This window comes from Pantoea sp. SOD02, from assembly GCF_024707505.1.
GTDB lineage: Bacteria > Pseudomonadota > Gammaproteobacteria > Enterobacterales > Enterobacteriaceae > Pantoea > Pantoea symbiotica.
This window is the reverse complement of the sequence record NZ_CP102604.1, coordinates 833,199-847,328: the sequence shown is the minus strand read 5'-3', so window position 1 is coordinate 847,328 and position 14,130 is coordinate 833,199. Positions and strand designations below refer to the sequence as shown.

At 54.7% G+C, this 14,130-nt stretch carries 10 protein-coding genes; 4 read left to right on the top strand and 6 right to left on the bottom strand.

Translation table 11 applies throughout. From position 1 onward, the window contains the following. Positions 1 to 35: 35 nt before the first annotated feature. From lpdA to pdhR, 4 genes are all read right to left on the bottom strand, one after another. A complete protein-coding gene (gene lpdA / locus NR302_RS03810) occupies positions 36 to 1,460 on the bottom strand; it encodes a dihydrolipoyl dehydrogenase (RefSeq protein WP_008108560.1) in 1,425 nt (474 codons plus the stop codon). 173 nt (positions 1,461 to 1,633) lie between these two features. Continuing rightward, positions 1,634 to 3,529, bottom strand: a complete 1,896-nt coding sequence (gene aceF / locus NR302_RS03805) for a pyruvate dehydrogenase complex dihydrolipoyllysine-residue acetyltransferase (protein ID WP_258144608.1) — start codon at positions 3,527 to 3,529, stop codon at positions 1,634 to 1,636. A 14-nt stretch (positions 3,530 to 3,543) separates the two neighbouring features. Beyond that, positions 3,544 to 6,210 carry a pyruvate dehydrogenase (acetyl-transferring), homodimeric type gene (aceE, locus tag NR302_RS03800; RefSeq protein WP_008108564.1) on the bottom strand — a complete coding sequence of 889 codons (2,667 nt, stop codon included), beginning with the start codon at positions 6,208 to 6,210 and terminating at the stop codon, positions 3,544 to 3,546. A gap of 127 nt (positions 6,211 to 6,337) precedes the next feature. Next, positions 6,338 to 7,102, bottom strand: coding sequence for a pyruvate dehydrogenase complex transcriptional repressor PdhR (gene pdhR, locus NR302_RS03795; RefSeq protein WP_008108566.1), 765 nt, complete (start codon positions 7,100 to 7,102; stop codon positions 6,338 to 6,340). 513 nt (positions 7,103 to 7,615) lie between these two features. Here pdhR and aroP point away from each other — a divergent pair. The 3 genes from aroP to NR302_RS03780 all read left to right on the top strand — a co-directional run bounded on the left by aroP (position 7,616) and on the right by NR302_RS03780 (position 11,490). Then, positions 7,616 to 8,971 carry an aromatic amino acid transporter AroP gene (gene aroP / locus NR302_RS03790; RefSeq protein WP_008108568.1) on the top strand — a complete coding sequence of 452 codons (1,356 nt, stop codon included), beginning with the start codon at positions 7,616 to 7,618 and terminating at the stop codon, positions 8,969 to 8,971. 162 nt (positions 8,972 to 9,133) lie between these two features. Further along, entirely contained in the window at positions 9,134 to 10,540 is a 1,407-nt protein-coding gene (locus NR302_RS03785) for a glycoside-pentoside-hexuronide (GPH):cation symporter (RefSeq protein ID WP_258144607.1), read from the top strand. After that, a complete protein-coding gene (locus NR302_RS03780; RefSeq protein ID WP_154154173.1) occupies positions 10,537 to 11,490 on the top strand; it encodes a family 43 glycosylhydrolase in 954 nt (317 codons plus the stop codon). Before NR302_RS03785 ends, NR302_RS03780 begins: the two co-directional genes overlap by 4 nt. Here the strand turns inward: NR302_RS03780 and ampE are convergent. Continuing rightward, positions 11,472 to 12,326, bottom strand: a complete 855-nt coding sequence (ampE, locus tag NR302_RS03775; protein WP_008108573.1) for a beta-lactamase regulator AmpE — start codon at positions 12,324 to 12,326, stop codon at positions 11,472 to 11,474. The genes NR302_RS03780 and ampE overlap by 19 nt on opposite strands. A 16-nt stretch (positions 12,327 to 12,342) precedes the next feature. After that, positions 12,343 to 12,894, bottom strand: coding sequence for a 1,6-anhydro-N-acetylmuramyl-L-alanine amidase AmpD (ampD, locus tag NR302_RS03770; protein WP_008108575.1), 552 nt, complete (start codon positions 12,892 to 12,894; stop codon positions 12,343 to 12,345). Positions 12,895 to 13,076: 182 nt separating this feature from the next. Between ampD and nadC the strand changes: the two genes are divergently transcribed. Then, a complete protein-coding gene (gene nadC, locus NR302_RS03765) occupies positions 13,077 to 13,973 on the top strand; it encodes a carboxylating nicotinate-nucleotide diphosphorylase (RefSeq protein ID WP_258144606.1) in 897 nt (298 codons plus the stop codon). The last annotated feature ends 157 nt before the right edge of the window (positions 13,974 to 14,130 follow it).

Here is a 14,130-nt window from a genome sequence, read left to right as displayed (position 1 = left end):
CTTAAAGGAGCCGTTAATTTATTCAAAGCGGAAACTTATTTCTTTTTCGCTTTAGGGTTCGGTAGGTCAGTGATGCTACCTTCGAACACTTCGGCAGCCAGGCCGACAGACTCATGCAGCGTTGGGTGCGCGTGAATGGTCAGGGCGATATCTTCGGCATCACAGCCCATTTCGATCGCCAGACCGATTTCACCCAGCAGCTCGCCGCCGTTGGTACCGACAATCGCACCACCGATAACACGGTGAGTTTCTTTGTCGAAAATCAGCTTGGTCATGCCGTCTGCACAATCAGAAGCGATAGCACGGCCTGAAGCCGCCCACGGGAAGGTGGACACTTCATAGCTGATGCCTTTCTCTTTGGCTTCTTTCTCGGTCAGACCAACCCAGGCAACTTCTGGCTCGGTGTAAGCAATGGATGGGATCACTTTCGGGTCGAAGTAGTGCTTCAGGCCCGAGATCACTTCCGCCGCTACGTGGCCTTCGTGCACACCTTTGTGCGCCAGCATTGGCTGACCCACGATGTCGCCGATAGCATAGATGTGCGGTACGTTGGTGCGCATCTGCTTGTCGACGCGGATAAAGCCGCGATCGTCCACTTCCACGCCTGCTTTACCGGCATCAAGGCCTTTACCGTTCGGTACGCGACCAATCGCCACCAGCACCGCGTCGTAACGCTGTGCATCGGCTGGGGCTTTTTTGCCTTCCATCGAAACGTAGATACCGTCGTCTTTCGCTTCAACAGCGGTAACTTTGGTTTCCAGCATCAGGTTGAATTTCTTGCTGATACGCTTGGTGAAGACTTTCACCACGTCTTTATCGGCAGCCGGGATCACCTGGTCGAACATCTCAACCACGTCAATCTCTGAACCCAGCGCTTTATAAACGGTGGCCATTTCCAGACCGATGATACCGCCGCCCATTACCAGCAGACGCTTCGGCACTTCTTTCAGTTCCAGCGCATCGGTAGAGTCCCACACGCGCGGATCGTTGTGCGGAATGAATGGCAGTTCGATTGGACGAGAACCGGCCGCGATAATCGCATTATCGAAGTTAATGGTGGTTGCGCCACCTTCACCTTCAACCACCAGCGTGTTAGCACCGGTGAATTTACCGAGGCCAGTGACCACTTTCACTTTACGACCTTTCGCCATACCCGCGAGGCCGCCAGTGAGCTGGTTGATAACCTTCTCTTTCCACGAACGAATTTTGTCGATGTCAGTTTGCGGCTGGCCAAACACGATACCGTGCTCTTCCAGGGCTTTTGCTTCGTCGATCACTTTGGCGACGTGCAGCAGCGCTTTTGACGGGATACAGCCTACGTTCAGACAAACACCGCCGAGGGTGCTGTAACGCTCAACGATTACGGTTTCCAGACCTAAATCAGCGCAACGGAAGGCTGCAGAGTAACCTGCAGGACCTGCCCCAAGTACCACGACTTGAGTTTTAATCTCTGTACTCATCATGACCTCTTGTTTGATTACCGGCAGTCAGGAGAAAGCTTTTCCCAAGCTCTAATGCCCTATATCCGCCGGGACATTTCACCGCGAGAGTTTACAGAATTGTTAACAAACTGCCAACCGCGGCAACATTGAATGCTTACAACAAGGCCGGCTTTCGCCGGCCTTGATTAACTTCACATCACCAGACGGCGAATGTCGGACAGTGTGTTGTTGATGATGGTGATAAAGCGCGCACCATCAGCACCGTCGATCACGCGGTGGTCGAAGGAGAGTGAGATCGGCATCATCAGACGCGGCTCAAACTCTTTACCGTTCCACACCGGCTCCATCGCTGACTTGGAAACACCGAGGATAGCCACTTCAGGCGCGTTGACGATTGGCGCGAAGTGCGTGGTGCCCAGGCCGCCAAGGCTGGAGATGGTGAAGCAACCGCCCTGCATATCGCCAGCGGTCAGCTTGCCATCACGCGCTTTCTTGGAAATCGCCATCAGCTCGCGAGACAGTTCAGTGATGCCTTTCTTGTTCACATCTTTGAACACTGGAACCACCAGACCGTTTGGCGTATCGACCGCCACACCGATGTTGATGTATTTCTTCAGCGTCAGTTTCTGTGCATCTTCAGACAGTGAACTGTTGAAGCGTGGCATCTGCTCAAGAGCAGCGGCAACGGCTTTCATAATGAACACCACTGGCGTGAATTTCACATCCAGTTTGCGTTTCTCAGCTTCGGCATTCTGCTGTTTGCGGAACGCTTCCAGGTCGGTGATATCGGTTTTGTCGAAGTGCGTAACGTGCGGGATAACCACCCAGTTACGGCTCAGGTTAGCACCCGAGATTTTCTGGATACGGCCCAGTTCCACTTCTTCGATTTCGCCGAACTTGCTGAAGTCCACTTTCGGCCAAGGCAACAGACCTGGCAGGCTTCCACCGCTGGCTGCTGCAGCCGGAGCCGCTTCAGCGCGTTTCACTGCCTCTTTAACGTAAGTCTGCACGTCTTCTTTCAGAATGCGACCTTTACGGCCGGTGCCTTTGACTTTCGCCAGATTCACACCGAACTCGCGCGCCAGGCGACGAATCACCGGCGTAGCGTGTACATAAGCGTCGTTCTCAGCAAACTCGCCTTTTGCATCTGCTTTCGCTGCTGCTGGGGCCGCTGCAGGTTTCGCTGCTTCTGCCGCTGGAGCCGCTTCCTGCTTAGCAGCAGGTGCCTCAGTCGGTGCTGCGCCTTCCACTTCGAACACCATGATCAGTTTACCGGTGCTGACTTTATCGCCAGTCGCCACTTTCAACTCTTTCACGGTACCGGCGAACGGTGCAGGCACTTCCATTGAGGCTTTGTCGCCTTCAACCACGATCAGTGATTGCTCAGCAGCGACTTTGTCACCCACTTTTACCAGGATCTCGGTAACTTCAACTTCATCGCCACCAATGTCTGGCACGTTGACGTCTTTGGCGCCAGAAGCCGCAGGCGCTGCAGCTGGTGCGGCTTCCTGTTTGGCTGCTGGAGCGGCAGCGGCTGGCGCTGCGCCTTCTGCTTCGAACACCATGATCAGTGAGCCGGTGTTCACTTTATCGCCGGTGGCGATTTTGATCTCTTTCACCACGCCCGCGAACGGTGCCGGGACTTCCATTGAGGCTTTATCGCCTTCAACGGTGATCAGCGACTGCTCAGCGGCAACTTTGTCGCCAACTTTCACCAGGATCTCAGTGACTTCAACTTCGTCGCCGCCGATGTCCGGTACGTTGACTTCTTTGCTGACCGCAGCAGCGGCTGCTGGAGCAGGAGCGGCTTCCGCTTTCTTCTCTTCGGCTGGCGCTGGCGCCGCTTCTGCGGCACCTTCAGCTTCAAAGATCATGATCAGTTTGCCGGTTTCTACTTTGTCGCCGGTAGAGATTTTGATCTCTTTAACCACGCCCGCCTGCGGCGAAGGCACTTCCATGGAGGCTTTATCGCCTTCCACGGTGATCAGCGACTGTTCAGCTTCAACTTTGTCGCCCACCTTGACCAGGATTTCGGTGACTTCAACTTCGTCTGCCCCGATGTCCGGTACGTTAATTTCGATAGCCATTACTCTCTTACCTCTTAAGCCAGACGCGGGTTAACTTTATCGGCGTCGATATTGAACTTGGTGATTGCTTCTGCCACCACTTTCTTATCGATTTCGCCGCGTTTAGCCAGCTCACCCAGCGCAGCCACAACCACATACGATGCATCCACTTCGAAGTGGTGACGCAGGTTTTCACGGCTGTCGGAACGACCGAAGCCATCGGTACCCAATACGCGATAATCGCTAGAAGGCACGTAGCTGCGAACCTGTTCTGCGAACAGCTTCATGTAGTCGGTTGAAGCGACGGCCGGTGCTTCGTTCATCACCTGAGCGATGTACGGAACGCGCGGGGTTTCTGTTGGATGCAGCATGTTCCAGCGCTCGCAATCCTGACCATCACGCGCCAGCTCGGTGAACGAGGTCACGCTGTAGACGTCAGAACCGATGCCGTAATCTTTCGCCAGGATCTGTGCGGCTTCACGCACGTGACGCAGAATCGAACCTGAACCCAGCAGCTGCACTTTGCCTTTGCTACCGTCTACGGTTTCCAGCTTGTAAATACCCTTACGGATACCCTCTTCCGCACCCTGCGGCATCGCAGGCATATGGTAGTTTTCGTTCAGCGTGGTGATGTAGTAGTAGATGTTTTCCTGCGCTTCGCCGTACATACGCACCAGACCATCTTGCATGATGACCGCAATTTCGTACGCGTAAGACGGATCGTAAGAGATACAGTTCGGGATAGTCAGCGACTGAATGTGGCTGTGACCATCTTCGTGCTGCAGACCTTCGCCGTTCAGGGTAGTACGACCTGATGTACCGCCAACCAGGAAGCCGCGTGCCTGCATATCGCCGGCCAGCCACATCAGATCGCCGATGCGCTGGAAGCCGAACATCGAGTAATAGATGTAGAAAGGAATCATCGGCAGGTTGTTAGTGCTGTAAGAGGTCGCCGCAGCCAGCCAGGATGAACCTGCGCCCAGCTCGTTAATCCCTTCCTGCAAAATCTGGCCTTTCTCGTCTTCTTTATAGTAAGCAACCTGCTCGCGGTCCTGCGGGGTGTACTGCTGACCGTTCGGGCTGTAGATACCAATCTGACGGAACAGACCTTCCATACCGAAGGTACGCGCTTCGTCCGCGAGGATCGGAACCAGACGATCTTTGATCGACTTGTTCTTCAGCATCACGTTCAGGGCACGCACGAAAGCGATAGTGGTGGAGATCTCTTTGTTCTGCTCTTCCAGCAACGGACGGAACTCTTCCAGCGTAGGCATTTCCAGCTTCTCGCTAAACTCCGCCTGACGCGTTGGCAGGTAGCCGCCCAACTTCTCACGCTGACCGTGCAGATAGTTGTACTCTTCAGACCCTTTCTCGAAGGTGACGTATGGCAGCTCTTCGATTTTGTCGTCGGCAACCGGCACATTGAAGCGATCGCGGATGTAGCGAACGCCATCCATGTTCATCTTCTTAACCTGGTGCGCGATGTTTTTACCTTCGGCAGTGTCACCCATACCATAACCTTTGATGGTATGTGCCAGAATCAGCGTTGGCTGACCTTTGGTGTCCTGCGCTTTTTTCAGTGCTGCGTAGACTTTCTTCGGATCGTGGCCGCCGCGGTTCAGCGCGAAGATCTCTTCGTCTGACCAGTCTTTCACCAGAGCTGCGGTTTCCGGATATTTACCGAAGAAGTGCTCACGCACGTACGCGCCGTTACGGGATTTGAAGGTCTGGTAATCGCCATCAACGGTTTCGTTCATCAGCTGAATCAGCTTGCCGCTGGTGTCCTGACGCAGCAGTTCATCCCAACGACCGCCCCAAATCACTTTGATCACGTTCCAGCCAGCACCGGCAAAGATGCCTTCCAGCTCGTTAATGATCTTACCGTTACCGGTGACCGGGCCATCCAGACGCTGCAGGTTACAGTTGATGATGAACACCAGATTGTCCAGCTTCTCACGGGTGGCGATGGTGATCGCACCTTTGGATTCCGGCTCATCCATCTCGCCATCACCGAGGAAGGCGTAAACGGTTTGTGCTGAGGTGTCTTTCAGACCACGGTGTTCCAGATACTTCAGGAATTTCGCCTGATAGATCGCGTTCAATGGACCCAGGCCCATTGAAACGGTTGGGAACTGCCAGAAGTCCGGCATCAGTTTCGGGTGCGGATAAGAAGAGAGACCTTTACCCTGCACTTCCTGACGGAAGTTATTCATTTGATCTTCGCTCAGACGACCTTCAAGGAAGGCGCGCGCGTAGATACCTGGAGAAATGTGACCCTGGAAGAAAACCAGATCGCCGCCGTCTTTGTCGCTACGTGCGCGGAAGAAGTGGTTAAAGCACACTTCATAAATGGTCGCGGAAGATTGGAAGGAGGACATATGGCCGCCCAGCTCCAGATCTTTCTTCGACGCACGCAGCACCGACATGATGGCGTTCCAACGAATTGCGGAACGGATACGACGTTCAAGAGAGGTGTTGCCCGGATAGTCCGGCTCATCTTCAACAGCAATAGAGTTAATGTAGTTGCTGATTGCAGAGGAACCTGCGGCAACTTTCACGCCACCTTTGCGTGCTGCACTCATTACCTGATCAATCAGATACTGCGCGCGCTCAACACCTTCTTCACGGATGACCGATTCGATCGCTTGTAGCCAATCACGAGTTTCGATCGGATCCACGTCATTCTGTAAACGTTCTGACATGGGGTGTATTCCTTATCTGTGTCTAATACGTTGAAATTATCAGGAGCCTGTCTGCTTGTGCTTTGCTTCTGGTTCACAGCACAAGAAGACAGGCCCGTCGTGTTTTCCGCACGTTCGTTGCCGTGCGTTATTCCTTACGTTGCTGTAAACGACGCAGGGAGCGTTCACGACGACTCTGCTCCCGACTTCTATCCAGCAAGATTTCCTCAATGAACGCCAGGTGACGATGAGATGCCTCGCGTGCTTGTTCTGGCTCACGCGCCACAATCGCCTCGTAGATACTGGCGCGGTGACCGCTCACTTTCGCCAGCATTTCCCGACGAGCGTAGAGCAATTCAAAATTCTGACGGACGTTTTGTTCCAGCATAGGGCCCATGGAACGTAGCAGATGCAGCAGCACCACATTATGGGCCGCTTCTGTGACAGCGATCTGATACTTCATCACTGCATCGGCTTCGGCGTCGAGATCGCCGCTGTCCTGCGCCTGCTGAATATGAACATGGCAGTCGCGGATGCGCTGCAGATCTTCATCGGTTCCCCGCAGTGCCGCGTAATAGGCAGCAACGCCTTCCAGCGCGTGGCGGGTTTCCAGCAGGTCAAACTGAGATTCTGGATGTTCGGCAAGCAGACCGACCAGCGGGTCGCTCAGGCTTTGCCAGAGATTTTTTTGGACGAAGGTGCCACCACCCTGACGACGTAGCAGCAAGCCTTTGGCTTCCAGGCTCTGAATCGCTTCGCGCAGGGATGGACGTGAGACATCAAACTGTTTCGCCAGTTCACGCTCAGGGAGCAGTTTTTCACCCGGCTGGAGCGTCCCTTCCATAATGAGGGATTCCAGCTGCTGCTCAATCGCATCGGAGAGCTTGGGTTGGCGAATTTTACTGTAGGCCATCTTCCCTTCTTATCAGCCAAACGTCCGGAGTAAATTGGTAATACCAATTGAAAAATGGTGCCGGTAAAGTAACAAAGTATTCACCTTGTGTCTATATGGCGGGCTTCACACTTCCGGGGACGATAGCAATGGCGCTGCACTAACTTACCGAAATAAGGTAGGAAAATGTTGGCCTGCGGCAAATGTTAAATAATTGTGTTTTTACCAAACCTTACACTGTGTTAGCGGAGTAAATGGTGCATAACCATAAGCGAAAGCTATTCGTGTTCACGGTTTTTTCATGGCAGAAATAATGCGACGGGCGCGCAGAGGATGCTGCTGCTTTTTCAGTCATCTCTCAGCACAAAAAGCAAAAGCAGGTGCAAAGCGGCGCGCTTATCACTATTCTGAACGCCGTGGTAGCTCATGCATGCACACAGCACGCCAGATACCGTAAAGAAAAGAATACATTAGGTTAAACAGCCTTACAGTGCGCGCACTGCAGGTGCACAATAACAACATCACGAGGTTTGTATGGAACAACAGCATGGCGACACGCTGCATCGCGGCTTAAAGAATCGCCATATTCAGCTGATTGCGCTGGGCGGAGCCGTAGGTACTGGCCTGTTTCTGGGCAGCGCATCAGTGATTAAATCGGCCGGTCCGGCCGTGATTCTCGGTTACGCGATCGCCGGTTTTATTGCCTTTCTGATTATGCGCCAACTGGGCGAAATGGTGGTTGAAGAGCCGGTTGCCGGTAGCTTCAGCCACTTCGCCTACAAATACTGGGGCAACTTCGCCGGTTTCGCCTCGGGCTGGAACTACTGGGTGCTGTATGTGCTGGTGGCGATGGCTGAGCTGACCGCCGTCGGTAAATACGTGCAGTTCTGGTGGCCAGATTTCCCAACCTGGGCCACGGCTGCCATCTTCTTTGTGCTGATCAACGCCATCAACCTGACCAACGTGAAAGTGTTTGGTGAGATGGAGTTCTGGTTCGCGATTATCAAAGTGGTCGCGGTCATCGGTATGATCCTGTTCGGTGGCTGGTTGCTGTTTAGCGGCAACGGTGGCCCACAAGCAAGCGTCAGCAACCTGTGGGATCAGGGCGGCTTCCTGCCACATGGCATGACCGGGCTGGTGATGATGATGGCGATCATTATGTTCTCGTTTGGTGGTTTAGAGCTGGTGGGTATCACTGCCGCAGAAGCCGACAATCCACAAGAGAGCATTCCAAAAGCCACCAATCAGGTGCTGTGGCGTATCCTGATTTTCTATATCGGTTCACTGGCGGTGCTGCTGTCGCTGCTGCCGTGGACGCGCGTAACGGCGGATACCAGCCCGTTCGTACTGATCTTCCATGAGCTGGGCGATGCTTTTGTGGCCAACGCGCTGAACGTGGTGATCCTGACGGCGGCGCTGTCGGTCTACAACAGCTGCGTTTATTGCAACAGCCGCATGCTGTTCGGCCTCGCGCAACAGGGCAACGCGCCGAAAGCGCTGCTGAAAGTTGACAGCCGTGGCGTGCCGGTCGCGACCATTCTGGTCTCAGCCGTAGCGACCCTGCTTTGCGTACTGATCAACTACCTGATGCCGGGCGAAGCCTTTGGCCTGCTGATGGCGCTGGTGGTCTCTGCGCTGGTGATCAACTGGGCGATGATCAGCCTTGCGCACCTGAAATTCCGTAAGAAGAAAGACCAGCAAGGTGTGACCACGCGCTTCAAAGCGGTGCTCTATCCGCTGGGTAACTGGATCTGCCTGGTGTTCCTCGCTGGCGTGCTGGTGATCATGCTGATGACGCCGGGTATGGCGATTTCGGTCTGGCTGATTCCGGTTTGGCTGGTGATTCTGGCTATCGGTTACACCATCAAGAACAAACTACAGAAAGCGTAATGTTGTTCTCTGCCCGGTACGCCGTTGCCGGGCAGCACTTCTGATCTGGCTCACACTTTTCCCCGCCCGCGCGTTTTGTCCATCTACCCGACCATTTGCTCCCCAGCAGATTACTGATTTAGCACAGATAATTCCTGCTCATCATATCGCTGGAGACGATCAATGAAAGGAGCAGCCCTCTCGTTCAGGGAGAAACTGGGATATGGCATGGGCGATGCCGGATGCAACATGATTGGCGGTGCCATCATGCTGTTCCTCAATTATTTCTACACTGATGTATTCGGTTTAGCCCCGGCGCTGGTCGGCACGCTGTTGCTGTCAGTGCGCGTACTCGACGCGGTTACGGATCCGATCATGGGCGCGATTGCCGACCGCACGCAAAGCCGCTGGGGCCGTTTCCGCCCGTGGCTGCTGTGGGTTTCCGTGCCTTACGTGCTGTTTAGCGTGTTGATGTTCACCACACCTGAATGGAGCTACGACAACAAGGTCATCTGGGCATTTGTCACCTACTTCCTGATGTCACTCACTTACACCGCCATCAACATTCCTTACTGCTCGCTGGGCGGCGTGATTACCAACGATCCCGGAGAGCGCGTTTCCTGCCAGTCTTATCGCTTTGTGATGGTGGGGATTGCCACGCTGATCCTCTCACTTTCGCTGCTGCCGATGGCCGAATGGTTTGGCGGCGACAACAAAGCACGCGGCTATCAATTGGCGATGAGCGTGCTGGCGCTGATTGGTCTGGTGATGTTCCTGTTCTGCTTTGCCACGGTGCGTGAGCGCATTCGCCCTGCCACGCCAAGCAACGATGATTTGAAACAAGACCTGCGCGACGTATGGAAAAACGATCAGTGGGTACGCATTCTGCTGCTGACCTTCTGCAACGTCTGCCCCGGTTTTATCCGCATGGCCGCCACCATGTATTACGTCACCTGGGTGATGGGGCAATCAACGCACTTTGCCACGCTGTTTATCAGCCTTGGCGTGATCGGCATGATGTTTGGCAGCACGCTGGCGAAAATCCTCACCGATCGCTGGTGCAAGCTCAAGGTGTTCTTCTGGACCAACATCGCGCTGGCGCTGTTCTCCTGCGGCTTCTACTGGATTGATCCACACGCCACCGTCGCGGTGGTGATCGCCTACTTCCTGCTGAATATCCTGCATCAAATTCCGTCGCCGCTGCATTGGTCGCTAATGGCCGACGTGGATGATTACGGCGAATGGAAAACCGGCAAACGCATCACCGGCATGAGCTTCTCCGGCAACCTGTTCTTCCTCAAAGTAGGATTGGCGGTTGCAGGCGCGATGGTCGGTTTCATGCTGTCAATTTACGGCTACGATGCTGGCGCAAAACAGCAGGCACCTAACGCCATAAACGGCATCATGCTGCTGTTCACGGTGATTCCGGGCGTCGGATATCTGATTACCGCCGGCGTAGTGCGTTTAATGAAAGTGGATCGCAACTTAATGCGTACGATTCAGGCCGATCTGGCGCTGCGCCGTGCCCATTCACACCACGAATCCCCTATCGCGTCCTCTGCGACTGCGCAACCTGGAGAGATCAAATGAGCTGGCCCAATCCTTTTATTACTCAACGCGCCGATCCCTTTATTCTGCGCCATGCCGATGGCTACTACTTTATCGCCTCGGTGCCGGAATATGACCGACTGGAGATTCGCTATGCCTCGACGCTGGCTGGCCTGATTGAGGCAGAAGCGGTAACGGTGTGGCACAAGCCGGATACCGGCCCGTTCAGCGCGCTGATTTGGGCACCGGAGTTGCATCACATCAACGGGCAATGGGTGATCTATTTCGCCGCCGCACCGACGCGTGCAATTAAAGATGGCCTGTTCCAGCACCGCATGTATGCGCTGGTATGTAATGATGCCGACCCGCTAAGCGGTAACTGGCAGCCCTGCCGCCGCGTACATACGCCCATCGACTCCTTCTCTCTCGATGCGACGTATTTCCAGCATCAAGGCAAACACTGGTATCTGTGGGCGCAAAAAGATCCGGCGATTCCCGGAAACTCCAACCTGTATCTCGCTGAGTTACTCAATCCGTGGACGTTGAAAAGCGCCCCGCTGATGTTGAGCCGACCGGAGTATGAATGGGAGTGCGCGGGATTCAGCGTCAACGAAGGACCGGCGGTAATTCAGCATGGCGACAAGCTGTTTATCACCTATTCCGCCAGCGCGACTGATGAAAATTACTGCCTGGGAATATTAAGCATTGATGTGTTAGCCGATCCGCTCAACATCAGCGCCTGGCATAAGTCCGCGCGGCCGGTATTTGCCACCAGCTGGGATAATCAGCAATACGGACCGGGACACAACAGCTTTACGGTGGATGAAGCGGGAAGAGCGGTGCTGGTGTATCACGCGCGCAATTACACCGAAATTGAGGGCGATCCGCTATGGGATCCGAATCGCCATACGCGTTTGAAATACTTTGACTGGCGCGAAGACGGCACACCGGATTTCGGCGTGCCGCCCGCCGATCACACCAGCGTGCCGTAGATAGTCAACAGCGCGACCACCACCACCAGCACCAGAGAAATACGTTTCGCCAACGCCACCGCAACCCGTGGCGTTTCGACTTTATCCATGTGCGGATCGCGTGCCAGCGAGAACTGCGCCAGGCTGGTCAGCACCTGATATTGTGGGCGATGCAGATCGCCCAGCGCGGCAAACCAGGCTGGCAGCGCACGTTCACCGTGGCCGAGCAACGCGTAAGCCACGCCGGCCAAACGCACCGGGATCCAGTCCAGCACATGCAGCAGACGATCAACGCCAGACTGCGAGCGCTCCAGCGGCGAATGATGTTTGGCCAGCCAGCTCTGCCAGGCGCGCAGAAATGCATAGCCCACCAGCAGCACTGGGCCGTAAGGTCCGCCGACCACAAACCAGAACAGCGGCGCAAGATAGAAACGGAAGTTAATCCAAATCAGCGCGTTTTGCAGTTCACGCAGGAACTCGCGCTCACTGCACTCGACCGGCACACCGTGAATCAGCGTCAGTTCGGCCGCCATCGCCTGATGCGCCGCTTCATCGTCATGACTCGCGGCTTTGAGATAACTGTGATAGTGCAGTCGCACCGAACCCGCGCCGATACACAGCAATCCCACCACAATCCAGAACAACAGTTGCGCCACGCCAAACAGAATGCCTTTCAGGCTCCACACCACCAGCCAGACGATCAGCATCGCTATCACTGTCATCATCAGCGTGCGCAGCAGGGAAAAACGCTGGCGGCCACGAAACAGCGGCTCAAGCCGATGATCCAGTTGCCAATGCTCACCCAACTTAAAAAGGCGTTCCCAACCTAAAACTAATAACAAGCTAAACAACGTCATACCTGCTCCTGCTGTCTCAGGGATTCTCCTGCCTGATGGATTCTTTATAGCGCAACCAGTCAAAAGAGGAACCGGGATCGGTTTTCCGCTCTGGTGCGATATCGCTATGGCCGGTGATGCGCGCAGGCGTCAACGGATAGTGCTGCAACAGCAGGTGAGTCACCTGTTGCAATGTCGCGTACTGCGCATCGGTATAGGGCAGCGTGTCGGTGCCTTCCAGTTCAATGCCCATGGAAAAATCGTTGCAGCTTTCGCGCCCTTCAAACTGCGACACGCCGGCGTGCCAGGCGCGCTGATCGAAAGAGACATATTGCACCAGCTCGCCGTCGCGGCGGATTAAACAGTGCGCCGCCACGCGTAAATGGGCGATGTCCGCAAAATAGGGATGCGCATCGGCAGGCAATGTGCCGGTAAACAAGCGATCGATCCACGGCCCGCCAAACTCACCGGGCGGTAAGCTGATGTTATGAATCACCAACAGCGAGGGCACTTCATCATTTGGACGCTGATTGAAGTGTGGTGAAGGTACTTTACGCGCGCTGGTAATCCAGCCCTCTTCCAGTTTCATGCTGTTAAATCCTAAGCAAAATCAGGCTGAGAATAACATGTTTCATCCAGCAGACTTGCGACTTAATGCGCCGCTGCAGGTGAGTTCAGGATACTAAACATTTCACCGCGAGCAACTGGCAATGACCGATAAATCAGGCTAAGGTGAGCGCACAAAATCTCGTCTTGTGGAGTGGCAAAACCATGGCAACGCGTCGTTACGATCCCGATCATCGCCGTCAGGAACTGATTAAACGTATTGAACAGGATATCCCGGAAGCCGTTGCCCGGGCGCTTCAGGAGGATTTAGGCGGCGAAGTGGATGCGGATCGCGATATCACCGCGTTGCTGCTGCCGGCAGAAAAACAGGCGGTGGCAAAAGTCATCACCCGTGAAGCCGGTGTTTTTTGTGGTAAACGCTGGGTGGAAGAAGTCTTTATCCAGCTTGGCAATAAAGTCGCTCTTACCTGGCATGTTGAAGATGGACAAACACTGGTTGCCGATCAGCTGCTGTTCGAGCTTACCGGTCCGGCGCGCCTGCTGTTAACCGCAGAGCGCACCGCGCTCAATTTCGTGCAAACACTGTCCGGCGTGGCCACCGAGGTCAGCCGTTATGTGGCCCTGCTGGCGGGCAGCGAAACCCAACTGCTTGATACGCGCAAGACCTTGCCAGGCCTGCGTACCGCGCTGAAATATGCAGTGCTGTGCGGTGGCGGTAACAACCATCGTTTAGGCCTGTCGGATGCTTTTCTTATCAAAGAGAACCACATTATCGCCAGCGGCTCGGTGCGTAACGCCGTAGAAAAAGCGTTGTGGCTCTCGCCTGATGTGCCGGTAGAAGTTGAAGTCGAATCGCTGACGGAACTGCAGGATGCCATCGATGCTGGAGCGGACATCATCATGCTCGATAACTTCAGCCTTGAGATGATGCATGAAGCGGTTGCGCTAACCAACAAGCGAGCTTTGCTGGAAGTCTCTGGCAACGTAACCGAAACCACGCTGCCGCAAATTGCCCAGACCGGCGTTGATTATGTTTCTGTCGGCGCGCTGACCAAACATGTGCGTGCGTTGGATCTGTCGATGCGTTTCCGCGAACTCTAATTCTCTAAGTCTGCCGCCTGTTAGCGCGGCAGATATGCGAGATGGCTTCCAAAACTCTGCTCTCTCCGCTGTAATCCTGACGATTCTCTGCGTGATGCTTTCCAACCTCGCGCAGGCCTGACTTCCGCTTTCCCTCGCCCTTTTCTACCGTAACGGC

Coding starts and splice junctions, on each gene's coding strand:
- aroP (WP_008108568.1), top strand. CDS start 7,616: ATGGAACAACAGCATGGCGACACGCTGCATCGCGGCTTAAAGAATCGC.
- NR302_RS03785 (WP_258144607.1), top strand. CDS start 9,134: ATGAAAGGAGCAGCCCTCTCGTTCAGGGAGAAACTGGGATATGGCATG.
- aceE (WP_008108564.1), bottom strand. CDS start 6,210: ATGTCAGAACGTTTACAGAATGACGTGGATCCGATCGAAACTCGTGAT.
- lpdA (WP_008108560.1), bottom strand. CDS start 1,460: ATGAGTACAGAGATTAAAACTCAAGTCGTGGTACTTGGGGCAGGTCCT.
- pdhR (WP_008108566.1), bottom strand. CDS start 7,102: ATGGCCTACAGTAAAATTCGCCAACCCAAGCTCTCCGATGCGATTGAG.
- ampD (WP_008108575.1), bottom strand. CDS start 12,894: ATGAAACTGGAAGAGGGCTGGATTACCAGCGCGCGTAAAGTACCTTCA.
- ampE (WP_008108573.1), bottom strand. CDS start 12,326: ATGACGTTGTTTAGCTTGTTATTAGTTTTAGGTTGGGAACGCCTTTTT.
- aceF (WP_258144608.1), bottom strand. CDS start 3,529: ATGGCTATCGAAATTAACGTACCGGACATCGGGGCAGACGAAGTTGAA.
- NR302_RS03780 (WP_154154173.1), top strand. CDS start 10,537: ATGAGCTGGCCCAATCCTTTTATTACTCAACGCGCCGATCCCTTTATT.
- nadC (WP_258144606.1), top strand. CDS start 13,077: ATGGCAACGCGTCGTTACGATCCCGATCATCGCCGTCAGGAACTGATT.